Annotated in this window: 21 protein-coding genes and 1 pseudogene; 11 read left to right on the top strand and 11 right to left on the bottom strand. The window is 53.8% G+C overall.

All coding sequences use genetic code 11. From position 1 onward, the window contains the following. Positions 1 to 260 precede the first annotated feature (260 nt). Positions 261 to 854, top strand: a complete 594-nt coding sequence (gene ybjG / locus PGR79_RS11455) for an undecaprenyl-diphosphate phosphatase (protein WP_271032241.1) — start codon at positions 261 to 263, stop codon at positions 852 to 854. Between the two features lie 86 nt (positions 855 to 940). Continuing rightward, entirely contained in the window at positions 941 to 1699 is a 759-nt protein-coding gene (deoR, locus tag PGR79_RS11450) for a DNA-binding transcriptional repressor DeoR (RefSeq protein WP_015367546.1), read from the top strand. A 28-nt stretch (positions 1700 to 1727) separates the two neighbouring features. On the opposite strand, the gene dacC is transcribed toward deoR, so the two are convergent. Then, a complete protein-coding gene (dacC, locus tag PGR79_RS11445; RefSeq protein ID WP_271032343.1) occupies positions 1728 to 2930 on the bottom strand; it encodes a serine-type D-Ala-D-Ala carboxypeptidase in 1203 nt (400 codons plus the stop codon). A 256-nt stretch (positions 2931 to 3186) separates the two neighbouring features. Between dacC and PGR79_RS11440 the strand changes: the two genes are divergently transcribed. Then, positions 3187 to 3813: a glutathione S-transferase family protein gene (locus PGR79_RS11440; RefSeq protein ID WP_087859996.1), complete on the top strand. Its 627-nt coding sequence runs from the start codon at positions 3187 to 3189 to the stop codon at positions 3811 to 3813. Positions 3814 to 3818: 5 nt separating this feature from the next. Here the strand turns inward: PGR79_RS11440 and PGR79_RS11435 are convergent, their stop codons facing one another. The 5 genes from PGR79_RS11435 to PGR79_RS11415 all read right to left on the bottom strand — a co-directional run bounded on the left by PGR79_RS11435 (position 3819) and on the right by PGR79_RS11415 (position 8419). Next, a complete protein-coding gene (locus tag PGR79_RS11435) occupies positions 3819 to 4922 on the bottom strand; it encodes a PQQ-dependent sugar dehydrogenase (protein WP_271032240.1) in 1104 nt (367 codons plus the stop codon). 104 nt (positions 4923 to 5026) lie between these two features. Next, a complete protein-coding gene (gene bssR, locus PGR79_RS11430; RefSeq protein WP_045364588.1) occupies positions 5027 to 5410 on the bottom strand; it encodes a biofilm formation regulator BssR in 384 nt (127 codons plus the stop codon). Between the two features lie 136 nt (positions 5411 to 5546). Further along, positions 5547 to 6437, bottom strand: coding sequence for a Kdo hydroxylase family protein (locus PGR79_RS11425; RefSeq protein ID WP_087859999.1), 891 nt, complete (start codon positions 6435 to 6437; stop codon positions 5547 to 5549). Positions 6438 to 6827: 390 nt separating this feature from the next. Then, positions 6828 to 7049 carry a DUF2188 domain-containing protein gene (locus tag PGR79_RS11420; protein ID WP_113374847.1) on the bottom strand — a complete coding sequence of 74 codons (222 nt, stop codon included), beginning with the start codon at positions 7047 to 7049 and terminating at the stop codon, positions 6828 to 6830. A 311-nt stretch (positions 7050 to 7360) separates the two neighbouring features. Further along, entirely contained in the window at positions 7361 to 8419 is a 1059-nt protein-coding gene (locus tag PGR79_RS11415; RefSeq protein ID WP_113374846.1) for a RelA/SpoT domain-containing protein, read from the bottom strand. A gap of 350 nt (positions 8420 to 8769) precedes the next feature. Between PGR79_RS11415 and PGR79_RS11410 the strand changes: the two are divergent. From PGR79_RS11410 to rimO, 4 genes and pseudogenes are all read left to right on the top strand, one after another. Beyond that, positions 8770 to 9880 (top strand): annotated as a pseudogene (locus tag PGR79_RS11410) (IS3 family transposase). Positions 9881 to 10147: 267 nt separating this feature from the next. Next, on the top strand, positions 10148 to 10603 hold the full coding sequence (locus PGR79_RS11405; protein WP_113374845.1) for a hypothetical protein: 456 nt from the start codon (positions 10148 to 10150) through the stop codon (positions 10601 to 10603). Between the two features lie 171 nt (positions 10604 to 10774). Next, positions 10775 to 11479, top strand: coding sequence for a hypothetical protein (locus PGR79_RS11400; protein WP_430921695.1), 705 nt, complete (start codon positions 10775 to 10777; stop codon positions 11477 to 11479). A 422-nt stretch (positions 11480 to 11901) separates the two neighbouring features. Continuing rightward, positions 11902 to 13227: a 30S ribosomal protein S12 methylthiotransferase RimO gene (gene rimO, locus PGR79_RS11395; protein ID WP_047049075.1), complete on the top strand. Its 1326-nt coding sequence runs from the start codon at positions 11902 to 11904 to the stop codon at positions 13225 to 13227. A gap of 121 nt (positions 13228 to 13348) precedes the next feature. Here the strand turns inward: rimO and gsiD are convergent, their stop codons facing one another. From gsiD to iaaA, 5 genes are read right to left on the bottom strand one after another with little or no spacing between them, the layout of a single operon-like run. After that, positions 13349 to 14260: a glutathione ABC transporter permease GsiD gene (gene gsiD, locus PGR79_RS11390; protein ID WP_087860000.1), complete on the bottom strand. Its 912-nt coding sequence runs from the start codon at positions 14258 to 14260 to the stop codon at positions 13349 to 13351. A 1-nt stretch (position 14261) separates the two neighbouring features. After that, on the bottom strand, positions 14262 to 15182 hold the full coding sequence (gene gsiC, locus PGR79_RS11385; RefSeq protein WP_020079290.1) for a glutathione ABC transporter permease GsiC: 921 nt from the start codon (positions 15180 to 15182) through the stop codon (positions 14262 to 14264). A 46-nt stretch (positions 15183 to 15228) separates the two neighbouring features. Beyond that, a complete protein-coding gene (gene gsiB, locus PGR79_RS11380; RefSeq protein WP_430921693.1) occupies positions 15229 to 16770 on the bottom strand; it encodes a glutathione ABC transporter substrate-binding protein GsiB in 1542 nt (513 codons plus the stop codon). A gap of 33 nt (positions 16771 to 16803) precedes the next feature. After that, positions 16804 to 18657 carry a glutathione ABC transporter ATP-binding protein GsiA gene (gene gsiA / locus PGR79_RS11375; RefSeq protein ID WP_430921691.1) on the bottom strand — a complete coding sequence of 618 codons (1854 nt, stop codon included), beginning with the start codon at positions 18655 to 18657 and terminating at the stop codon, positions 16804 to 16806. Positions 18658 to 18671: 14 nt separating this feature from the next. Next, positions 18672 to 19613, bottom strand: coding sequence for a beta-aspartyl-peptidase (gene iaaA / locus PGR79_RS11370; RefSeq protein WP_430921689.1), 942 nt, complete (start codon positions 19611 to 19613; stop codon positions 18672 to 18674). A gap of 179 nt (positions 19614 to 19792) precedes the next feature. On the opposite strand from iaaA, the gene moeA reads away from it, so the two are divergent. From moeA to PGR79_RS11350, 4 genes are all read left to right on the top strand, one after another. After that, positions 19793 to 21028 carry a molybdopterin molybdotransferase MoeA gene (gene moeA / locus PGR79_RS11365; protein WP_213794643.1) on the top strand — a complete coding sequence of 412 codons (1236 nt, stop codon included), beginning with the start codon at positions 19793 to 19795 and terminating at the stop codon, positions 21026 to 21028. Next, positions 21028 to 21783, top strand: coding sequence for a molybdopterin-synthase adenylyltransferase MoeB (moeB, locus tag PGR79_RS11360; RefSeq protein WP_430917228.1), 756 nt, complete (start codon positions 21028 to 21030; stop codon positions 21781 to 21783). Before moeA ends, moeB begins: the two co-directional genes overlap by 1 nt. A 156-nt stretch (positions 21784 to 21939) precedes the next feature. Further along, complete coding sequence (locus tag PGR79_RS11355) at positions 21940 to 22839, top strand: glycyl-radical enzyme activating protein (RefSeq protein WP_430921687.1); 900 nt, start codon at positions 21940 to 21942, stop codon at positions 22837 to 22839. A 3-nt stretch (positions 22840 to 22842) separates the two neighbouring features. Further along, complete coding sequence (locus PGR79_RS11350) at positions 22843 to 25275, top strand: formate C-acetyltransferase/glycerol dehydratase family glycyl radical enzyme (RefSeq protein ID WP_430921685.1); 2433 nt, start codon at positions 22843 to 22845, stop codon at positions 25273 to 25275. Positions 25276 to 25401 lie beyond the last annotated feature (126 nt).

The following is a 25401-nucleotide window of genomic DNA, read 5'->3' as shown; positions in this document are numbered from 1 at the left end:
GTCGACCCGTGGAGATAGTGAATTGTGAGTGACAATGAAAAATATCGCCAGCCCACATTCCGGCATGAAACGAATATTTATATTTCGTTTATGTTTCAATGAGATTACAGCCGATATACTTTCTCGGTCGACATGCTGGCAAGGGCATCTGACAGGTATATTTCGTAACAAACTGATAATTAAGACAATGCTGCTTTACCTTATCGTTTCCTTTCAATAAGGTGAGCGGCTTATTGCCATCGTAACCAGAGACTGGAAGCATGCTGGAAAATATCAACTACGCGCTGTTTGCCCTGATTAACGCCACCCCGGCCTCCTCGTGGTGGGCGATTGAGGTCGCCACCTTTATTGCCAAAGACTTAATTATCATTGTGCCGCTGCTGGTGGTGGCGCTGTGGCTATGGGGGCCAAACCAGCGTCAGTTGGTATTCAAGGTCATACTGGCCCTGGCCCTGAGCCTGTCTATTTCGTGGGTTATCGGTCATCTGTTTCCGCATGACCGGCCGTTTGTTGACGGCGTCGGCTATAACTTCCTGCATCATGCGGCGGATGACTCGTTCCCAAGCGATCACGGCACCGTCATCTTTACCTTCGCGCTGGCGTTTTTATTCTGGCACCGGGTGTGGTCCGGGGCGCTGCTGCTGGTCATCGCCTCGGCGATTGCATGGTCGCGCGTCTATCTCGGAGTACACTGGCCATTGGATATGCTGGGCGGGCTGCTGGCCGGCATGTGCGGCTGCCTTGGGGCGCAACTGCTGTGGCAGAGCGGCGGTCATGGCCTCTACCAATGGCTGCAACGTTTGTATCGTCTCTGCTTCTCGCTGCCGATTCGTAAAGGCTGGGTACGCGGCTAACGTCTGACAGGTGACGAACCCCTCGCTGCCGGGTAAAATCAAGCTGACGCCCTGCCCTTGCAGGGCGATTTTAGCTCAGAGGGTATATGGAAACTCGTCGTGACGAACGCATTAACCAGCTCATTCAGGCACTCAAGCGCAGCGATAAACTTCACCTGAAAGAAGCAGCCTCGCTGCTTGGCGTGTCGGAAATGACCATTCGTCGCGATTTGAACGGCCACAGCGGCCCGGTGGTGCTGTTGGGCGGGTATATTGTGCTGGAGCCGCGTAGCGCCACGCACTACCTGCTGAGCGATCAGAAAACCCGTCTGGTGGATGAAAAACGCCGCGCCGCGCGCCACGCCGCCGGGCTGCTTGAAGCGCATCAGATGGCCTTTTTTGACTGCGGCACCACGACGCCATGGATAATCGACGCTATCGATAACGAGCTGCCGTTTACCGGCGTGTGCTACTCGTTAAATACCTTTCTCGCCTTGCAGGAAAAACCGCTGTGCCGCGCTATTCTTTGCGGCGGCGAATTCCACGCCAGCAACGCCATCTTTCTGCCGCTTAGCCTGCAGGATACCCTGAGCCACCTCAGCCCGGATATCGCCTACTACTCCGCCGCCGGGATCGACTGCGAACAAGGCGCGACCTGCTATAACCTGGAAGAGCTGCCGGTGAAACACTGGGCCATGAATAATGCTCGCTACCATGTGCTGGTGGTCGATCACAGTAAGTTTGGCAAAGTGCGGCCGGCGCGGATGGGGGAGTTATCGCGTTTTGACGTCATCGCCAGCGACGTTCGCCCGGATGACGATCTGCTGGCGCTGGCGAAAGAAAAGCAAATTTCACTGCTGTACTAACCGCGCCCCATAGGGCGCGGCCTGTCGCTTAAGAGAACCAACTGCCGAACCAGCCGTGCAGTTTCATCAGCACGAAGTCGACCATGCGGCTGAAGAAGCCGCCCTCTTTCACTTCTTCCATGACGATCAGCGGGCGCTGTTCAATGGTTTTGTCATTGAGTTTAAAGTCGATGGTGCCCACCACCTGCCCTTTCGCCAGCGGCGCGGTGAGCTGCGGCTCAGTCAGGCTGTAGCTCGCTTTCAGGTTTTTCAACTGCCCGCGTGGAATAGTCACCGATCCGGATTCGCCGGCGCCCAGTTTGACTTCATTACTGTCACCGAACCACACGCGCTGAGAAATAAAGGTGGCATCCGGTTTGATTGGGGTAACGGTTTCATAGAAACGGAAGCCCCAGGTCAGCAGTTTTTCGGACTCATTAAAGCGGATACGGTCGGTTTTAGTGCCCAGTACTACCGCGATAAGGCGCATATCGCCCTGGGTGGCGGAAGAGACCAGGTTGTAGCCCGCGCCGGCGGTGGTGCCGGTTTTCACACCATCGGCATTGAGGTTGGTGCTCCACAGCAGACGGTTGCGGTTTGGCTGGCGGATTTTATTGAAGGTGAACTCTTTTTCTTTGTGTACCGCGTACTCTTCCGGCACATCATGGATCATCGCTTTGGTCAGCAGCGCCATATCGCGAGCGGTGCTGAACTGCCCCGGCGCGTCCAGGCCATGGACGGTTTTAAAGGTGGTGTTAGTCAGGCCGATTTTCTGCGCATAGCCGTTCATCAGGTTGACAAACGAATCCTGGCTACCGGCGACATAATCCGCAATGGCGATGCTGGCATCGTTACCGGACTGAATTATCACGCCCTTATTGAGGTCTTCAACCGATACCTGCATGCCTGGCTTCAGGAACATCACCGAGGAGCCGCGCAGCGCCGGGTTACCGGTGGCCCACGCATCGCGGCCGACGGTGACCGTATCGGTCAGTTTGATTTTGCCTGCTTTCAGCGCCTGGCCTACCACGTAGCTGGTCATGATTTTGGTCAGGCTGGCCGGGTCGAGTTTCTCGTCGGCATTGCCTTCACTCAATACTTTGCCGCTGGCATAGTCCATCAGGATCCAGGCTCGCGCATCAATCGATGGCGCATCCGGAAGTTGATCCGCCGCCTGCACAGCAGGGGCCACGAGAAGTAAAAGCGCGCAGCCTGCCGCGAGGCCGCGAAGGGAAAAAGCATCATGCGTCATAAGAGCCACCCAAGTATCCTTTCCAAACAAAATATGCCGCAACACTCTTGCCGCACAGCACAAGGCGGTGAGTAAAGCGTACAAATGACCTTAAAGAAACAGCGAGTTGGTAAAGTTTTTAAAGTTTACGCAATAACGACGCTGCCTGCTGAAAACAAGGCAATTTTTTTGATCGTGATTGCCTTAATATTAACTTTATTCCAACATGATTGCTCACCATGTTGCAACGGCGATTAAATAACATGCAGGAGCGGATATGATTACGTTATGGGGCAGAAATAATTCGACCAACGTGAAGAAAGTACGCTGGGTGCTGGCGGAACTGGATCTTCCTTATCAGCAGATTCTGGCGGGGCTGGAGTATGGTCTCAATCACGACCCGGAGTATCTGGCGATGAACCCGAACGGCCTGGTGCCGCTACTTAAAGACGATACCAATGGGCTGGTGCTGTGGGAATCCAACGCCATTATTCGCTATCTTGCCGCTCAGTACGGGCAAAACCGGCTGTGGGTAGAGTCGCCTGCGCAGCGCGCGCAGGGTGAAAAATGGATGGACTGGGCCAACGCCACGCTATCGCCGGCGCACCGTCCGGTATTAATGGGGCTGGTCAGAACGCCGCCGGACCAGCGCGATCCGGCGGCCATTGAGGCAGGTATTCACGCCTGTGAAGGGCTGTTCGCCATGCTCGACGATGAACTGGCGAAGCATGCCTGGCTTTCCGGCGATGAGTTCGGCCTTGGCGATGTGGCGGTGGCGCCGTTCGTTTATAACCTGCTGTCCATCCTCGACAGCTGGCAGCCGCGGCCCCATCTGCAGCGCTGGTACCAGCAAATCCAGCAGCGTCAGGCCTTCCGCGACGTGGTCATGATCCCGGTCACCTGAGGTGATTACTCCGGGCTGACCTTGAGCAGTTCACCGTCAGGCTCGTCGGTTAACAGATACAGATAACCGTCGGGCCCGACACGCACATCACGAATGCGTTTGCCGCGATCTTTTAACAGCCGCGTCTCCTCGCTGAGGGTATTGCCGTCCACCGAGAGCACAATCAAAGACTCATCCTTCAGCGCGCCGATAAACAACTTGTGCCGCCACTGCGGGAAAGTTGACGCGTTGTAAAACGCCATCCCACTCAGCGCCGGGGAGACCGGCCAGACGTGCAGCGGCGGTTCGGTACCCGGCGCGCTCTTTCCTTTAGCTTCCGGGATAGGTTGACCGCTATAGTTAATGCCGTGCGTCGCCAGCGGCCAGCCGTAGTTTTTTCCGGCCAGAGGAATATTGATCTCATCGCCGCCGCGCGGGCCATGTTCGTTCAGCCACAGCGTATCGCTCCACGGATTCATCGCCATCCCCTGCGGGTTGCGAATACCATAAGCCCAAATTTCCGGTCTGATGCCAGTACGGCCGACGAAAGGATTATCTTTGGGGATTTCCCCCTGGTCAGTCAGGCGTACCACTTTCCCCTGCAGTTTATCGAGATCCTGCGCCGTCGGGCGCTGATTATTTTCGCCTAAACCGATAAACAGATGCCCTTTGCCATCGAAGACCATCCGCCCGCCGAAATGATTGCCAGTAGAGAGCTTCGGCTGCTGGCGGAAAACGGTTTTAAAATCGTCCAGGTTTTGCAGGTCGGCGCTGAGGCGGCCGTACCCCACCGCGGTACCCGCTTTGCCGTCATCGCCCGCTTCGGCATAGCTCAGCCATACCCGGCGCGACTGAGCAAAGTCCGGAGCCAGAACCACATCCAGCAGGCCGCCCTGGCCGTTGGCCCACACCTTCGGCACGCCGCGAATAGGCGCCGATAACCCTTTATCGAGCTGCCAGCGTTTAAGTTCGCCGCCGCGCAGGGTAATCAGCACGCCTTCATTGTCCGGCAGGAACGCCAGTGACCAGGGGTGGTCGAGGTTATCCTGCAGCACCTCAACGCGCGGCGCGGCCATCGCCGCCATGGGCAGCAGCACAGTCATGAGAGTTATTTTGAGATATCGGCGCATGGCGCACTCCTTTCGTCAGCATTGCTGATAAGGGTAGCCAGCGTGGCCAGTCAGGCGGGGATTTTTACATAAACTTAAACAGGGGGAGTCGCCTCCCCCTGGATTCAGGCGTGGGCAATTGGCGCGGATTTATTCAGAATGTGAATATTCATCGTCAATCCCGACAGACAGCGTTCTAGCTTCTCTACGTTAACGGCAATATAAGCCGGGCAATCATGATGCCCGCTCATCAGGCAAACCGCCGCCGAAGCGACGGACTCGCCGGCAAGGCGGAAGGCTTCCATCTCTTCCGGCGCGATGGCGTGCTGCAAACGCGGCGCGTGTACGCGCAGTTCATGGCATAGCTCAAACAAGTTATCACGCAGATGGTCATTTTCGCTGACTGACATATAGCCTTTCGCTTTACGAAGCTGGAGATAAGCCGCCAGATCGATATTGGCATTAATCAGCTTATTCAAAAGGTTAGTGTAACGTCTGTCAACGCTCATCACGGTCCTCCTCTGTCGTCCATTACCATAATCATAGTATGGTCATTTTTTGCGCGGAATCATGAGCAAGGTCAATAATCCCACAGCAATTAACATTATTTACAATGTTACAACTTCAGAGGTCACGCCGCGTTGTTCAACTTACCAGCGGCTGGTTCATCAACTTTTCCAGCACCTTCAGCGGTGAATAATGCGGATTATGCATCGCGCTCACCGGCAGTTGGAAAGTCTGTTCCAGCATAAACTGGCCGCCCATCGCCGCGTGCGGCGTTTGATCGGAAAAGCAGATCCAGGTACTCCCCGCGGCAAACTCTACCGCCTGCTGTACGCCGTGCTGTTGATATTCCGGCGTACTTTTCATTTTGTCGTGCAACGCCAGCATCAGATGATCGTAATGGCTGCGTTTGCTTTTGGTGATCCCCACCGCCGATTGCAGCCAGCTGGCGAACGGCGACCACGGTTTCAGCGTCGGCAGAAAACGCGCAGCGAGCGTTTCAAAATGTTCGCCGGTGCGCCACAAACGCGGTTCACCGTGCGGATTGATGTTGCAAAATACGCGCAGAATGCGATCGCCATAAACCGGGCGCGACGGGAAAGCGTCGACGTGCAGGCGGGTATCATCTTTACGCCACGAGGTCGTGTCGCGCCAGGCGGTTATCGGATGCAGCCGCAGACTGGTTTGCGGGCGATAAAGCGCTTCGCGGTATCCGGGCAGCAGTGCATCAATCAGGCGCAACGTGGATTGATAGTAACGTTCGGTCAGCTGCAGTACCGCCGGGGCTTTCGCCGCGTCCGCTACGCCTTTAATTTCACGCTTTTGTGGCTGATAGCTAATGTTCTTACGCTTCGGCGATACTAAATCGGTATTGAGTAATTCGCGCTCTTCGGCAGTCAGCGAAAAATCCAGATTCGGTAAATAGAGGACGTTGCCCTCTTCCAGCGAGTGCTGAATTGACGATGGCTGCGGCGGAATATCCAGATGGGTAAAGGGTAATGTAGTAAGGGCCAGCGGACTGCTCGTGGTCATTGTTATGCTCCTTGCCGCATGGGTTTATCAGTTTTGGCTCCGGCCATAGGCAAGGTTAACAGAATGTTATTAAACGTAAGGTCAATGTAAAGGAGATAATGGTTTTAAATACCATAGCTGAGTTTTTTTGCCGTAAAGCTTTTTCATCATTCATCGTCCCCTGGCTATACTCTTTTTCGCAAAGATCTGTAGAATTCCTGCCCTGACCATTCCAATAAATGAACATTTTTTAATCTATGAGCAATGTCACGCACCAGCCGAAAATCGGCTTCGTCTCCCTGAGCTGCCCTAAGAATCAAGAAATAAAATCTGCCTAATAAATATTCATTCAACGTTATCTATTGAAAAGACGAAAAAATAGGCCATTGGCCTCTTTTGTTTTCCAAAAATTTATCCCTTAGGCGGATATGGATCGTTGCCATAAGAGTCACGAGAACGAATCTGCCCATCACGTCCATGAATTAACAATTCACTTTGTTGATGTCGAGCTATCTCACGAGCAGCTTCTATAGCTTCCGCTTGCGTTGAATGTACAGAAGTTGCTCGTTCATTGCCTTCACCTTTTACAGCCCATCCATCAGGATGCGTTACTACGTGTTGGGTCTTACCCATATCAGTACCTGGTGTGTGAGATACACCATGTGGTGTAATAAGTAAGTATAGACACTATATGTTGCGTTACGCTTGCTTAAAATCACATTTTCAACATATTAAATGTCACAGCATCTCAAACTGGGTAATGTCACTTAAATTTTTTATATAATAATGAGCATACCAATACTTATATTAAGAGAAAAAAATCACCACACAAATTTTAAAAATCCGAATAAGCCATCTCATAAATCATTAGAATTCATTAAGTAACACTTATAAAAATTAAACCCGTATGTTTTAAAAATATACGGGTTGGTTAATTTATTCAATCAGTCTACGTTCTCACTGAAAGTGGCAACTAATTTCTCAGCATCATCTAAGCTCATGAAATTTGCAAAGTATTCGATTCTGTCTCTACGCTCATTCTGATCATAATCATCATTCAATAATCCCCAAGATAATCCCGGAAATTGAGCAAGTCGCCTAAAATCTTTTATGAGAAGTAAATCTCTCACAAATCCTAATACATTGCTTTCCTCTTCACTTTCTAAAAAAACCTTAGAATAATTATCAGGGATAATAGACTTCAACTCTTGGAAGTTTTTAATTCCTAAGAATTTAATCTCATCAATGAGATCATCTAAGAATTTATATTTATTAGAATTTAACTCTATAAGATCTATCCCCAACTCTGATGCAATTTGTCGTGAAAACTCTACAATAGATAAAGTATCAATTTGATTGGATGCAGAATTAATCAAATCTTCACCCTTAAGATCTGCTTGATACCTCACAATCGAATTTATTATTTCTGAAAATCCTTGGTCGGCGAGTTCAAGCATTCCTGAGTAGAGATTTATCTTTCTTTCAATTGCTAATGGCAGATTCACACCTAATTTATAATTTCTATCGTGAGTTAATTCAGCCCAAGCATGTTGCAACATTGTTCTAACCTGAATCTCACATTTCAAACCAGATATGTATTCATATTCTGCTAAGTCTTCTCGCTTAGAACCGATGTCGCAAACATAATGTATAGATCTATACCCAATTTTATCCTTTGATAACCTTTTCTCGTTATCAACGCTATTTTCCGAATCTATATTGAAAGCATCCGCTATCAGAGCACAGACTTTATCTATATCCGATTCAAAATATAAAATAACTCTCACTCCTGAAAAATCCATTAACTCGGCTTTTGGCTTTTTATATTTTTTTCTCTCTATTTTTTCGTAAACCCCATCTTTTGTTTTAGTTCGATAAGATACAGACAAGTAATCTATTCCTTTTTGTTGCAATAGATTTTCCAATATAAAGGTAATATATTTACCTAAAAGTTCATACTTGGGCAAGTATTCCGTTAACCAAGAATCGTTGATTTCATCCATTTCATTTTCCTATTTTCTAAGATGTACCTCCTATCAAGATTACCAGCAGTTTCCATACTTCATCAAGAGATAATGGTGGCAACATGACGCCAAATGCTGCCAACACAGGAATGATAAGAAAATTCCATAACACTACAATCGTTAATACCCACCCCAACCCATGACGCCAAGTGAATTTTTGCTGGTTTTCCTCCATCGTGATCTTATTTAGTCTCTCGCAATTCTGAATATTTAATCCATTTTTACGATGTTCTTTTTACTGGAAGAAAACTGTAAGTATCCCGGCAAAACGGCCCATTCACTTTTAGAGATCTTCCGACATACTGATTATGTCCCCTGAGGAGATCGCCATGCGTAAAACCCGATTCACTGAACACCAGATCATCGCCGTTCTGAAGTCCGTTGAAGCCGGACGTACCGTCAAGAATGTGTGCTGTGAGGCCGCTATTTCTGAAGCCAGCTATTACAACTGGAAAGCGAAATATGGCGGGATGGACGCGGCCGATATAAAAAAAATCAAAGACCTTGAGGATGAGAATCGACGTTTGAAACAGATGTTTGCCGGCCTGAGCCTTGAGAACCGGGCACTTAAAGACGTTATCGAAAAAAAGCTTTAAAACCAGCGATAAAGCGTGAACTCGTCAGCTATCTGACGGCACAATTTGCCATGAGTTTACGCCAAGCCTGCAGGACAGTATCGCTGAGCAGGACGGTCTATTTTTATCAGCCCGATACCCGGCGTGATGAACTGGTGATCCATGCGCTGACTGAACTGGCAGAACACTATCCGCGCTACGGTTTTAAGAAGCTGTTCCAACTGCTGGCAGGCAGGGCAATACCTGGAACCACAAACGCGTTCATCGGATTTACTGCCTGCTGAAACTGAATTTTCGTCGTAAGGGAAAACAGCGACTGCCAGTGCGTAATCCAGCGCCACTGGCGACGCCGCAAGCGTTAAACCAGAGCTGGTCCATCGATTTTATGCACGACCCCCTGGTCTGCGGCAGACGATTCCGGACCTTCAATGTGGCGGATGATTTTAACCGTGAAGCACTGGCGATAGAAATCGACCTGAATATCCCGGCTCAGCGAGTCATCCGGGTGCTGGACAGGATCGTGGCAAACCGCGGCTACCCGCTGAAAATGCGGATGGACAACGGGCCAGAACTGGTCTCGCTGGCGCTGGCACAATGGGCCGAAGAACACGGCATGATGCTCGAATTTATCAAGCCGGGGAAGCCTACACAAAATGCTTTTATCGAACGGTTCAACCGGACATACCGGACAGAAATCCTGGGTTTTTACCTGTTCAGAACACTGAATGAAGTACGGGAAATTACAGAGCGCTGGCTGATGGAATATAACAACGAGCGGCCTCATGAATCCCTGAACAACCTGATGCCGGAAGAGTACCGGCTGATGGCTGAAAAACCGGAACTCTCAAAAAGTGCGTGGAACTAAAGCTGGGGTGCTTACATAAAGCAGGAATACTTACACAGACGCCGCAGGTTCGTTACGCCCAGACCGGTGAATTTCTTCCAGTTATAAAAAGTGAGATCATAGAGTGCCGCATTTGAGTAGATCTCCATTTTTACCTCATAGTTGAGCATACATTTAATAAATACAAGTAATTCATTTCATTGCACAAATCAATAACACTTAAGGTTTACCGCTATTATGTTCAAGAGTGTATAATCTCAGGATTTTCTTATGATTAAGCAATAATATATGAGTAATATTTGGATTACTATTCTTAGTGCTATAACTGATTATATAGGGCCAACCTGCAGTTTATCTACATTATATATTGCATTCAAAGTATACCGTTCATTACCAGAGTGGCTATCTAAATCAAATCATGAAGAGGTGAAGAACTTCTTCAAAATTATGACAAGGGTTAATACTGAATTATGTAGAGACATTGTTGATAATGGTTATAGCTATGGAGAACTCGCTCTTTATGTTCCTTTATTTTATCCGGAAGGTAATCAGATTGCAGTAATAAAATTTTTCCTTAACGATGCAGTTCAGGAAGAATTGACGAAACGATATATAGCGTTCAAAACGTGTTGTTTAAAGGTATGGGTTAACGCAAAAGATGAAAGTTATAGTGCTGAGATTAATAATCAGATAGGGGATTTCTATCGTTATCTCACAAGGTTGAAATTTCATGATAAGTTATAGTTTGTTCTTAATGCTTAGATTTTATAACGTCAATCCTTAAACTGAGTATATACACCAAAATATATGAGCAACGAAACCGCATCAGAAGAATCATTCTTCGACAATATTAAGAGTAATTTAATCCAACGGTTCAGTACTCCATTGTATCTATATGTTATCACCGCATTCTGCGTGGAAAACTGGGATAAAATCTTGTATGTAGCGTTTGGTGAGGGAACGATAGATACCCGCATGTCTATAGTACAGATGGAAGGCATTCACTTTTGGGAACCTATACTCTGTGGAATAGGTATGACTATAGCTATGCCGTTCCTATCTCGTGGTATCGAATGGTGCCATTTACTCTCAGATCGTTTTCATTGCTATCTTTCATCAAAACGTGATAAAGAACGTGTTGCTAGCATTAATGGCCTTAAATTACTTGAGCGCCAATATGAAATTGATAGGGCAATAAAGGAAGTTAGACATAATACAGCTATCGAATTAATAAAGCATAGAAAAGAGTTAAGATTAAAAAACCTCAAAAACAAAGAGCAAATACTTTTAAATAATATTAAAAACTTAACAAGAGATAATGATGAAAGATACAATATAAGATTAAACCTTGATAATGACTTCAATAGACTTTACAAATTTTTGAAAGTAATGAAAGATGCTTTTTCAAGCATAGATAGTGTTAACAATTTAGACTGTATAGACAGTAATCTAGAAGCATTTGAATTAAAAAAAGAAATTAGCACAATCAAATCATTATATTTTAAAGACATTGAGAAATATCTTAAAGATATTAAATTGTTAGAAGAACGATTAAATCCACAAATTCAAAGATCCGTGCAAGAAAATAAAAATATACTATGGAAAAACGCCCAAAATTAAGAAGTCAAAACTACTGCTAGTTGTGGGTTGGACTTGAATGGGGATCGGCTTCCTCGTTCGAATAATCGCCTCCTTAGTCACCTTGATCTGCCCCAAGATTAGACTGATACCGTTTACAGGAGGAAGGTCAAGTTTTTCTTCATATTTCCCGTTTCGCCATTCCACTGCAAAACTTTAACAAGGGGAGTCGCCTCCCCCCTGGATTCAGGCGTGGGCAATTGGCGCTGTGTTATCCAAAATATGAATATTCATCGTCAATCCCGGCAGAGAGCGTTCTAGCTTCGACGGCCAACAACGCGGCTTAAACCCTCCGCTGCGCTAACGCTTTTTCATCATTCATCGTCCCCTGGCTATACTCTTTTTCGCAAAGATCTGTAGAATTCCTGCCCTGACCATTCCAATAAATGAACATTTTTTAAGCTATGAGCAATGTCACGCACCAGCCGAAAATCGGCTTCGTCTCCCTGGGCTGCCCGAAAAACCTGGTAGACTCAGAACGTATCCTCACCGAACTGCGTACCGAAGGGTATGACGTGGTTCCCAGCTACGACAACGCCGATATGGTTATCGTCAACACCTGCGGCTTTATCGACAGCGCCGTGCAGGAATCGCTTGAAGCGATCGGCGAAGCCTTAAAAGAAAACGGAAAAGTGATCGTTACCGGCTGCCTCGGCGCGAAAGAAGATCAAATCCGCGAGGTGCATCCGAAGGTGCTGGAAATTACCGGTCCGCATAGCTACGAGCAGGTGCTGGAGCACGTTCACCACTATACGCCGAAGCCGAAGCATAACCCGTTCCTCAGCCTGGTGCCGGAACAGGGCGTCAAGCTGACGCCGCGTCACTACGCGTACTTGAAAATCTCGGAAGGCTGCAACCATCGCTGCACCTTCTGCATTATCCCGTCAATGCGCGGCGATCTGGTGAGCCGCCCAATTGGCGAAGTGCTGGCGGAAGCCAAACGCCTGGCCGATGCCGGGGTGAAAGAACTGCTGGTGATTTCGCAGGACACCTCCGCCTATGGCGTTGACGTCAAGCACCGCACCGGTTTCCACAACGGCATGCCGGTGAAAACCAGTATGGTCAGCCTGTGTGAAGAGCTGGCGAAACTCGGTATTTGGGTACGTCTGCACTACGTCTACCCGTATCCTCACGTTGACGATGTGATCCCGCTGATGGCGGAAGGCAAAATCCTGCCGTATCTCGACATTCCGCTGCAGCACGCCAGCCCGCGCATCCTGAAACTGATGAAGCGCCCAGGTTCCGCAGACCGTCAGTTGGCGCGTATTAAACAGTGGCGCGAGATCTGCCCGGATCTGACTCTGCGTTCCACCTTTATTGTCGGTTTCCCGGGCGAAACGGAAGAAGACTTCCAGATGCTGCTCGACTTCCTGAAAGAGGCGCGTCTGGACCGCGTTGGCTGCTTCAAGTACAGCCCGGTTGAAGGCGCCACCGCCAACGAACTGGCGGATCAGGTACCGGAAGAGGTGAAAGAAGAGCGCTGGAACCGCTTTATGCAACTGCAACAGCAGATTTCCGCCGAGCGTCTGCAGGAAAAAGTGGGCCGCGAAATTATGGTGCTGGTCGATGAAGTCGATGAAGAAGGCGCGATTGGCCGCAGTATGGCCGATGCTCCGGAAATCGACGGCGCGGTCTATCTGAACGGTGAAACCAACGTTAAACCGGGCGACGTGCTGCGGGTGAAAGTCGAGCACGCCGACGAATACGACCTGTGGGGTACCCGGGTCTAATCCCGCTTCCCGGATAGCGGCTTGCGCCTTATCCGGGCTACCACCGCTCAACCCCGTAGCCCAGCCAGGCGTAGCGCAGGCTGGGCTAACCTACCAACTTTGCTACCGCCGTACTTGTCTCCTATCCCTTTATCTTCGGATCCAGCGCATCGCGCAGGCCGTCGCCCAACAGATTAAACGCCAGCACCGTCAGGAAAATGGCGATCGCCGGGAATAACGCCACATGCGGCGCCATCACCATATCCGCGCGCGCTTCGTTCAACATCGCCCCCCATTCCGGCGTCGGCGGCTGCGCGCCAAGGCCAAGGAACGACAGGCTGGCGGCGGAGATAATCGACACGCCGATGCGCATGGTAAAATAGACCACTATCGACGACACCGTACCGGGCAAAATATGGTTGAACAGAATAGTCGAATCGCTGGCGCCAATACTGCGCGCCGACTCAATAAACGTCTGCTGCTTCAGAACCAGCGTATTGCCACGCACCAGGCGGGCGAACGCCGGAATTGAAAAAATCGCCACCGCGATAATCACGTTGGCCATCCCGCTGCCCATCACCGCCACCACCGCAATCGCCAGCAGAATGCCGGGGAAGGCAAACAGCACGTCGCAGATGCGCATGGTGATACGGTCCCACCAGCCTTCGTAGTACCCGGCCAGCAGGCCGAGCACGGTGCCAATCAGCGCGCCAATCAGTACCGCCAGTACCCCAGCGGCCAGCGAAATCTGCGCGCCGACCAGCACCCTACTGAAGATATCGCGCCCCAGCGAATCAACGCCGAACCAGTGCACCATTGACGGCCCTTCGTTCAGGCGGTCGTAATCGAAATAGTTTTCCGCGTCATACGGCGCTATCCACGGCGCGATAATCGCGACAACAATCAGCAACAGCACAAATATGCCCGCCGCCATCGCCACCGGCTGGCGACGAAAACGCCGCCAGAACTCATGCCACGGCGTGCGGATCTGTCCGGGCTTAACGCCCGGCATGGCGTTGATAACCGCTTCCCTTCTCCAGTTGAGCAATCTCACCTTACTTGTACCTGATAGCCGGGTTAATGGCGGCATACAGCACGTCCACCACTAAGTTGATAAGAATGAACTCCAGCGAAAACAGCAGCACTTCCGCCTGAATCACCGGGTAATCGCGCATCTCCACGGAGTCCACCAGCAGTCGCCCAAGCCCCGGCCAGTTGAAGACCTTCTCCACCACAATGGAGCCGCCGAGCAAAAAACCGAACTGTAGCCCCATCATGGTCACTACCGGGATCATCGCGTTGCGCAGGCCGTGCTTCAACACCACCAGCGTTTCGCTCACCCCTTTGGCCCGCGCGGTACGCATGTAATCCTCATGGAGCACGTCAACGAACGACGCGCGGGTGAAGCGCGCCATCACCGATGCCACCGCGGCGCCAAGGGTCAACGACGGCAGAATATAGTGCCGCCAGCTGTCGGCGCCGACCGTCGGCAGCCAGCCAAGCTCCACGGAAAAGACCTGCATCAGCAGCATACCGAGAGCGAACGCCGGGAAGGAGATACCGGTTACCGCCAGCGCCATCCCCAGCCGATCCGGCCAGCGATTGCGCCACACCGCCGCGGCAATCCCCGCCGCCATGCCGAACAGCACCGCCCAGCTCATGCTGGCAAGCGTTAACCATAGCGTCGGCATGAAGCGGCTGGCGATTTCGCTGGTCACCGGGCGGCGCGAAGCCATCGAGATACCGAAATCACCCTGCAATACATTGGTGATGTAGTGCCAGAACTGGACATGCAGCGGCTGGTCGAGCCCCAGCTGCTGGCGTACCATTGCCACCACCTGCGCATCGGCTTCCGGCCCGGCAATCAGCCGCGCCGGATCGCCCGGCAGCATATGCACAAACAGGAACACCAGCACGGCGACGATAAACAGCGTCGGAATGAGCCCCAGCAGGCGCTTCAGAACGTAATTCAGCATCGCCCCCTCCTATTTCGGCAGAGGGAACGCGTGAGCATAAGCATTATCACTGCGTTAATTCCGCCTGCTCGAAGCTAAAACCGGTATCCGGCTGAATATAAAACCCGGTCAGGTTTTTGCTATGCGCCGATACCAGCTTTTCAACCACCAGCGGCACCCACGGCGACTCTTTCCAGATAATGTCCTGCGCATCTTTATAGAGTTTGGTCTTCTGTTGCGCATCGGTCGTTTTCAGCGCCTCGCTCAGGTCTTTATCGACCTGAGGGTTGCTGTAAAAGGCGGTGTTAAACAGGGTCGGCGGCCAGTTTTGTGAGGCGAATAGCGGCGACAGCGCCCAGTCGGCTTCGCCAGTCGACGCTGACCAGCCGGTGTAGAACATCCGTACCCCGCTCTCTTTCTGCCCCTTGCCTTCAACCTGCGCCGCACGCTGTCCGGCATCCATCGCCGTCACCTGCGCTTTAATACCCACCTGCGCCAGCTGCTGCTGGGTAAACTGCAGCACCTTCTGCGCGGTGCTGTGATTATGCGATGACCACAGCGTGGTGCTGAAGCCGTTAGGGAAACCGGCTTCTTTCAGCAACTGACGGGCCTTCGCCGGGTCGTAAGGCCATGCGCTGTAGGTCTGGGCGTAGGCAATAGAAGGCGGCACGACGCCGGTCGCCGGGGTGGCGTATCCGGCAAACGCGACCTTAACCAGCGCCTGACGGTTAATCGCGTAGTTGATGGCTTCCCGCACCTTCGGATTATCGAACGGCTTCTGCGTTACGTTCATGCTGATATAGCGCTGCATAATCGACGGGCTGGCCACCAGCTCCAGCTTGCTGTTTTTCGCCAGCAGCGGCGCCTGCTCGTAAGGGATCGGGAAAGCGAACTGCGCCTCGCCGGTTTGCAGCATCGCCGCACGGGTGTTGTTATCGACCACCGGGCGCCAGGTAATGGAATCCAGCTTCGGCAGCCCCGGCTGCCAGTAACCATCAAACTTGCTGACCTTGACGAAATCGGTCTGATTCCAGGTGTCGAGCTTATACGGCCCGGTACCTACCGGGTGGAAGCCGATCTCCTTGCCATATTTTTTCAGCGCCGCCGGCGAAATCATCGCCGTCGCCGGATGGGCAAGAATATTGATAAACGCCGAGAACGGTTGTTTGAGCGTGATTTTGACCGTCGTCGGATCCACCGCCTCGGTGCTGGCGATATCCTTATACAGGTTATAGCGTTTGAGATGGTTATCCGGATTGCTGGCGCGGTCGAGATTCGCTTTCACCGCTTCGGCGTTAAAATCGGTGCCATCCTGGAATTTCACCCCGCTGTGTAGCTTGATGGTATACACCAGCCCATCCGCCGAGACGGTATAGCTCTCCGCCAGTACGTTTTGCAGCTTCATCTCTTTATCAAGGCCGAACAGGCCTTGATAAAACGACTTCGCCACCGCCTGCGATAAGGTATCGTTCGCGTCATAGGGATCGAGGGTCGTGAAGTTGGAACCGACCGCGACCACCACATCTTTCGCGGCGAAGGCCGGCGTCGCCGCCAGCGCCGAGGCGATGCCAAGCGCCAGTAGCCATTTGCGTGTAACAGGTTGAGTCATGTTGTTATGCTCCTGCAAGAGTGCGTTAGGTTGTTATCGGCTCAGTACATCGGCGGGCTCGCGGGCGACATAATGTCCCGGCGCTACCAGCTGTAACGGCGCGCTGTCGATTTCTTCTCCCGGTTTATAGATATTCCCCGGCAGCTCGTCAGAGAGTAATACGCGCTGCGGTTGACGATGCGCCGGGTCGGCGACCGGCACCGCCGCCATCAGTTTACGGGTGTAAGGATGCTGCGGGTTTTCAAACACGGCGCGACGCGGGCCAATCTCCACGATCCGCCCGCGATACATTACCGCCACGCGGTGGCTGATGCGCTCCACCACCGCCATGTCATGGGAAATAAACAGAAATGCGATGCCCATTTCACGCTGTAAATCGAGCAGCAGATTAATAATCTGCGCGCGAATCGACACGTCCAGCGCCGACACCGACTCATCGGCAATCACCACTTTCGGATTGAGCGCCAGTGCGCGGGCGATACAGATACGCTGCCGCTGGCCGCCGGAAAACTCATGCGGATAACGCCACGCGTGTTCCGCCTCCAGCCCCACGCGCTGCAACAGCCAGGCGACGCGTTCGCGAGCCGCATCCCCTTCCAGCAAACCATGCACGCGCAGCGGCTCCATAATGGAATAACCGACCGTCTGCCGCGGATCGAGCGAGGCGTAAGGATCCTGAAAAATAAACTGAATGTCACGGCGCAGCGTCTGCAGCTTGCCGCCGGACAGCGCATCAATACGCTGGCCGTTAAAGGTGATACTGCCGCCCTGCGCTTCCACCAGCCGCAGCAGCGCCCGCCCGGTAGTCGATTTACCGCAGCCTGATTCGCCGACCAGCGACAGCGTTTCGCCCGGCCACAGATCGAAACTCACTTTTTCCACCGCGTGCACTTCGCGGGTGACGCGGTTGAGAATACCGCCGCGGATCGGGAAACGCGCGACCAAATCGCGCACCTGTAAAATCGGTTTGCCGGCGACCACGGTATTCTGTTCCGGCTGCTGGGTCACACCGTCGTTGAGCAGCGGGAAGCGCCGCGGTAAATCGCTGCCGCGCATTGAGCCGAGCTTCGGTACCGCCGCCAGTAGCGCCTGGGTATAAGGGTGCTGCGGGGCGCGAAAAATATCGTCGACGCGCCCGCTTTCAACCGCTTCGCCGCGATACATCACCAGCACACGATCGGCGATCTCCGCCACCACGCCCATATCGTGAGTGATAAACATCACCCCCATCGCCATCTCTTTTTGCAATGCGGCGATAAGCTGCAGGATCTGCGCCTGAATAGTGACGTCCAGCGCGGTGGTAGGTTCATCGGCAATCAGTACCGCCGGTCGACACGATAACGCCATGGCGATCATCACCCGCTGGCGCATGCCGCCGGAAAGCTGATGCGGGTAACGTGAAAGCATCGCTTCCGCTTCCGGAATACGCACCCGTTCGAGCATCTTTTTAGCTTCCCGCAGCGCCTCGTCATGGCGCAGTCCCTGATGGAGACGGATAGATTCGGCAATCTGTTCGCCGATGGTGAATACCGGATTCAGCGAGGTCATCGGCTCCTGAAAAATCATCGCCACGTCCGCGCCGCGAACCTGACGCATCTGCCCCGCCGTTTGTGCATTAATATCAATCACCTGACGGTTGCGTCGACGTAGCAGCAACGCCTCGCTGCTGACCTCGCTGACCGCCTCGTCGAGCAGGCGCATCAGCGCCAGGGCGGTCACTGATTTTCCGGAACCGGACTCGCCGACGATAGCTAGCGTCTCGCCGCGGCGAAGGCTGAACGACAGGTTACGCACCGCGGAAACGCGCTGCCGCTGCTGGCTAAAGGCGACGTTAAGATCGCGTACCACCAGCACATCGTCTTCATCAATTTCATGACTTTGCGGCAAGCTCGCTTCTCCTTTTATTCGCGATAAATTCCAATCGTCGGCGTATCGCCCGCATAACACCACGCCCGGTACATACCTTCGCTATTGAAAGGCAGCACGACATTCCCCTCGCGGTCCACGGCGATAAGACCCCCGCTGCCGCCCACCGCCGGCAGTTTTTCCTGCACCACCCGCTCGCAGGCCTCAAACAGGCTGAGATTGCCGTACTCCATCAACGCCGAAATGTCGTAAGCGGCGAGCGTGCGCATGAACACTTCGCCAGTGCCAGTGCAGGAGACCGCGACGCTGGCATTATTGGCATAGCAGCCGGCGCCCGGCAGCGGGCTATCGCCGACGCGACCGGGCAGTTTATTAGTCATTCCGCCGGTGGAGGTCGCTGCCGCCAGATTACCGGCCAGATCCAGCGCCACCGCGCCAACGGTGCCCATTTTGTGGCGTTCGTCGAGCGGCGCGGCATGGTGGTCGAGAATAATCTCGCCGCCCTCTTTCGCCTGCTGTAACTGCAGAAGCCGCTCGGTGGTAGAAAATAACTCGTTTTCAACAAGCGTCATCCCGCGCGAGGCGGCAAACTTTTCCGCCCCTTCGCCGATGAGCAGCACGTGCGGGCTCTCTTCCAGCACCAGACGCGCCGCCAGCACCGGGTTACGCAGATGCTTTACGCCAGCCACCGCGCCGGCCTGCAGGCTATAGCCATCCATCACGCAGGCATCCAGTTCGTGCGTTTGATCGTGGGTAAATACCGAGCCTATCCCGGCGTTAAACAGCGGGCACTCTTCCAGCAGACGTACCGCTTCTGTCACCGCATCCAGCGCGCTGGCGCCTGCTGCCAACATTTTTTGCCCACTGTCGACGATGGCCGACAGCGCGGCTACAAACTCGCGTTCGCGCTCCGGCGACATCTGCGCTCGGCTAATCGCGCCGGCGCCGCCGTGGATTGCTATTACCGCCTTACCCATTCGATCTTTCCTTTGCCATAAACTGTATAGATATCATTATACTGACTAACCTTTTATACATTTTTTGAATATAGAAAGAGCATCCGGTGATGTAAAGCCTCGTACCGCAGTGGCATACAGTCGCCGGCGCTTTTCTGCCATAATAGGCGTTTTCGACGTTTTGCCAGCAGGAGTAACCCATGGATTTTACCGCCGGACTGATGCCGCTCGACACAGCCCTGACTCAGATGCTCGACCGTATTTCGCCGCTGCAGGCTACGGAAACCCTGCCGCTGCTGCAGGCCTTTTCGCGCGTGACCGCCCATGATGTCGTTTCGCCGCTGGACGTCCCCGGTTTTGATAACTCAGCGATGGACGGCTATGCCGTGCGCCTGGCCGACCTCACCGACGGCGCGTCGCTGCCGGTTGCCGGTAAGGCCTTTGCCGGCCAACCGTTCCACGACGCCTGGCCGGCGGGCACCTGTATCCGCATCATGACCGGCGCGCCGGTGCCTGAAGGCTGCGACGCGGTGGTCATGCAGGAAGAAACGGAACAAAGCGATGCGGGCGTGCGCTTCATCGCGCCGGTGAAAGCCGGGCAAAATATACGCCGTCGCGGCGAAGATATCGCCAACGGCGCGGTAGTATTCCCGGCAGGGACTCGTCTTACCGTTGCGGAACTGCCGGTGCTGGCATCGCTGGGTATTGCCGACGTCGAGGTAGTCCGTAAAGTGCGCGTCGCGGTCTTCTCGACCGGGGATGAACTCCAGTTGCCGGGCCAACCGCTCGGCGACGGCCAGATTTATGACACTAACCGCCTGGCGGTACATCTGATGCTCGAACAGCTGGGCTGCGAGGTCATCAACCTCGGTATTATTCCTGACGATCCGGCGAAGCTGCGCGACGCCTTTATCGCCGCCGACCAGCAGGCCGATGTAGTGATTAGTTCCGGCGGCGTCTCCGTGGGCGAAGCCGATTACACCAAAACTATCCTCGAAGAACTGGGCGAGATCGGCTTCTGGAAGCTGGCGATTAAGCCGGGTAAACCGTTCGCCTTCGGCAAGCTCAGCAACAGCTGGTTCTGCGGCCTGCCGGGCAATCCGGTTTCCGCCACCTTAACCTTCTATCAACTGGTACAGCCGCTGCTGGCCAAGCTCTCCGGCAACCGCGGTCAAACCCAGCCGATGCGTCTGCGCGTGCGCGCCGCCAGCCGGCTGAAAAAATCGCCGGGCCGCCTCGACTTCCAGCGCGGCGTGCTGCAGCGCAATCCGGAAGGCGAACTGGTGGTGAGCACCACCGGCCATCAGGGCTCGCACATTTTCAGCTCATTCAGCCTCGGTAACTGCTTTATCGTACTGGAGCGCGAACGCGGCAACGTCGAAGCGGGCGAATGGGTCGAAGTCGAGCCCTTTAATCACCTGTTTGGGGGGCTGTAATGGCCGTTGAGCTGAGCGACGAGGAGATGCTGCGTTATAACCGGCAGATCGTACTGCGAGGGTTTGATTTCGACGGTCAGGAGCGGTTAAAAGCCGCTCGCGTACTGGTCGTCGGCCTCGGCGGGCTCGGCTGCGCCGCCGCTCAATACCTGGCGGCAGCCGGGGTGGGTCAGCTCACCCTGCTGGATTTCGATACCGTTTCGTTATCCAATCTACAACGTCAGACGCTGCACAGCGACGCGACCATCGGCCAGCCGAAGGTCGATTCTGCCCGCGATGCGCTGGCGCGCATTAACCCGCACGTCCGGCTGGTCACCATCGATGCAATGCTGGATGACGCGGCGCTGGCAACGCAGATTGCCGACCACCATCTGGTGCTGGACTGTACCGACAACGTTGCTGTTCGCAATCAGCTTAACGCCGGCTGCTTCCAGCACAAAACCCCGCTGGTCTCCGGCGCGGCGATTCGTATGGAAGGGCAAATCAGCGTCTTTACCTATCAGGACGGCGAGCCCTGCTATCGCTGCCTGAGCCGCCTGTTCGGCGAAAACGCCCTCACCTGCGTCGAAGCCGGGGTGATGGCGCCGCTGGTCGGCACTATCGGTTCACTGCAGGCCATGGAGGCGATTAAACTGCTGACCGGTTACGGCACCCCCGCCAGGGGCAAAATCGTGATGTATGACGCGATGAGCTGCCAGTTTCGCGAAATGAAGCTGATGCGCCACCCGCAGTGCGAGGTGTGCGGTTCGCGCTAATTTCCCGCCGCCGGCGAGCCAGGTCGCCGGTTATTTTGTGAACCACGCCGTTCTTTTTCTTCCCGTCTCTTTTACCCACTCTGATTGTTGATTTGCATCAATATAACTTTCATTCGAAAGTTATTTAATCTTCATATGCAAATAAGAGGGTAAAACATGATCTTCAACATCCAGCGCTACTCCACCCATGACGGCCCGGGGATCCGTACTGTCGTATTCCTTAAAGGCTGTTCGCTGGGCTGCCGTTGGTGTCAGAACCCGGAAAGCCGCGCCCGCAGCGAAGACCTGCTGTATGACGCGCGGTTGTGCCTTGACGGCTGCGAGCTTTGCCAGCAGGCGGCGCCGGAGGTGATTACCCGTACCCTGGACGGCCTGATTATCTATCGGCAAAATGTCAACGAGCGCCATATTGCCGCGCTACGCCACTGCTGCCCCACTACCGCGCTGACGGTCTGCGGCGAGGAAAAAAGCGTGGCGGAAATTATGGCGACGGTGCTGCGCGATAAGCCGTTTTACGATCGCAGCGGCGGAGGCATTACTCTTTCCGGCGGCGAGCCCTTTATGAACCCGGCGCTGGCGCAGGCGCTGTTCGAAGCCAGCCATCAGGCGGGCATTCACACCGCCGTGGAAACCTGCCTGCACGTACCGTGGAAGTACATTGAACCCTCTTTACCGTTTGTCGATCTGTTTCTGGCCGACCTGAAGCACGTTGACGAGGCCGTTTTCCAGCAGTGGACCGACGGCAGCGCCCGCCGGGTGCTGGATAACCTGCAGCGCCTGGCGCAGGCCGGGAAAAAAATCATTATCCGCGTCCCATTAATTCAGGGATTTAACGCCAGCGAAGCCGATATTACCGCGATTACCGATTTTGCCGCTGACCGTCTTCAGGTCAGCGAAATCCATTTTCTGCCGTACCACACGCTGGGAATGAATAAATACCAACTACTCAGTCAGCCCTATACCGCACCGGAAAAACCGCTGGCCGCTCCCGAGCTGCTGGCCTTTGCGCAGCAGTACGCGCAAAGCAAAGGTTTAACGGCGACCCTACGAGGATAACTTATGACCACCTTAAAACTGGATACTCTGAGCGCTCGCATTCAGGCGCATAAAATGGCGCTGGTGCATATCGTTAAGCCGCCGGTTTGTACCGAGCGCGCCCAACACTATACCGCCGCCTATCAGCAACATCTCGATAAACCGATCCCGGTACGTCGCGCGCTGGCGCTGGCCCATCACCTGGCGGAACGCACCATCTGGATCAAGCACGATGAGCTGATCGTCGGCAACCAGGCCAGCGAAGTTCGCGCCGCGCCGATTTTCCCGGAATATACCGTCAGCTGGATTGAGAAAGAGATCGACGATCTCGCCGACCGTCCGGGCGCCGGCTTCTCGGTCAGTGAAGAGAATAAGCGTGTCTTACATGAAGTGTGCCCATGGTGGCGCGGGCAGACCGTTCAGGACCGCTGCTACGGCATGTTTACCGATGAACAAAAAGCGCTGCTCGCTACCGGCATTATCAAAGCCGAAGGCAACATGACTTCCGGCGACGCCCACCTGGCGGTCAACTATCCGCTGCTGCTGGAAAAAGGGCTCGACGGCATGCGCGCGAAAGTCGCTGAGCGCCGCTCACGCATTAATCTGACGGTGCTGGAAGATCTGCACGGCGAACAGTTTTTGAAGGCGATCGATATCGTGCTCGCGGCAGTGAGCGAACACTGCAAACGCTTCGCTACGCTGGCGCGCGACATGGCGGCGCAGGAGCCGCGCGAACTGCGCCGCGACGAGCTGCTGGCGATTGCCGAAAACTGTGAAATTATCGCCCACGAGCCGCCGAAAACCTTCTGGCAGGCGCTGCAGCTCTGCTACTTCATTCAGTTGATCCTGCAGATTGAATCCAACGGCCACTCGGTCTCTTTTGGCCGCATGGACCAGTACCTCTATCCATACTACCGCCGCGACGTTGAACTGCAGCAATCGTTGGATCGCGAACAGGCCATTGAGCTGCTGCATTGCTGCTGGCTGAAGCTGCTGGAGGTCAACAAAATTCGCTCCGGCTCGCATTCCAAAGCTTCCGCCGGTAGCCCGCTGTACCAGAACGTCACCATCGGCGGGCAAAATCTGGTCGACGGCCAACCGCAGGACGCCGTCAACCCGCTGTCGTACGCGATCCTCGAATCCTGCGGCCGCCTGCGCTCGACCCAGCCGAACCTCAGCGTGCGTTACCATGCCGGGATGAGCAACGACTTCCTCGACGCCTGCGTTCAGGTGATCCGCTGCGGTTTCGGCATGCCGGCGTTTAATAACGATGAAATCGTCATTCCGGAATTTATCAAGCTCGGTATCGAGCCGCAGGACGCCTACGATTATGCCGCCATCGGCTGTATCGAAACCGCGGTCGGCGGCAAGTGGGGCTACCGTTGCACCGGCATGAGTTTTATCAACTTCGCGCGGGTGATGCTGGCGACGCTGGAAGGCGGCCGCGATGCCACCAGCGGTCAGGTATTCCTTGCGCAGGAACATGCGCTGTCGAAAGGCAACTTCGCCAACTTCGACCAGGTACTGGAAGACTGGGACACCCAGATCCGCTACTACACCCGTAAATCAATCGAAATTGAGTACGTTGTCGATACCATGCTGGAAGAGAACGTCCACGATATTCTTTGCTCAGCGTTAGTCGATGACTGCATCGAACGGGCGAAAAGCATCAAGCAAGGCGGCGCGAAATATGACTGGGTTTCCGGCCTGCAGGTCGGGATTGCCAACCTAGGCAACAGCCTGGCGGCGGTGAAAAAACTGGTCTTCGATCAGGGCGTTATCGGCCAGCAGGAGCTGGCGAAAGCGCTGGCGGAAGATTTTGCCGGCCTGACCCATGAGCAGTTACGTCAGCGCTTGATCAACGGCGCGCCGAAGTACGGTAACGACGACGACAGCGTCGACATTCTGCTAGCGCGGGCCTATCAGACCTATATCGACGAGCTGAAGCAGTACCATAACCCGCGTTACGGCCGCGGCCCGATTGGCGGTAACTATTACGCCGGTACGTCGTCTATCTCCGCGAACGTCCCGTTCGGCGCGCAAACCATGGCGACGCCGGATGGCCGCAAAGCGCACGCGCCGCTGGCGGAAGGGGCTAGCCCGGCCTCCGGTACCGATCACCTGGGGCCCACGGCGGTTATCAGTTCGGTAGGCAAACTGCCGACCGGCGCGATCCTCGGCGGCGTGCTGCTCAACCAGAAGCTAAATCCTTCCACGCTGGAGAACGAGTCCGATAAGCAGAAGCTAATGGTGCTGCTGCGTACTTTCTTTGAAGTGCACAAAGGCTGGCATATCCAGTACAACATCGTGTCACGCGAAACGCTGCTGGAAGCCAAGAAACACCCTGACCAGTACCGAGATTTAGTGGTCCGCGTCGCCGGATACTCGGCGTTCTTCACCGCCCTGTCGCCGGATACCCAGGACGATATCATCGCCCGAACCGAACATACGCTGTAAGGAAAATACCCGGCCGGCGCTGCGCTGAGCCGGGTGACATCTTCTGTACCCGTTGATAATGGGATAAACTTTCATTCGAAATAAATTTGTGCTCCCCATCACATTGTAATTAGAATGTTACTGGTC

The sequence above is a fragment of the Klebsiella sp. 141161 genome (assembly GCF_050600815.1).
In the GTDB taxonomy this organism is placed as follows: domain Bacteria; phylum Pseudomonadota; class Gammaproteobacteria; order Enterobacterales; family Enterobacteriaceae; genus Klebsiella; species Klebsiella aerogenes.
Note: the sequence above shows the minus strand (reverse complement) of the source record. Positions and strands in the feature narration are given on the sequence as shown.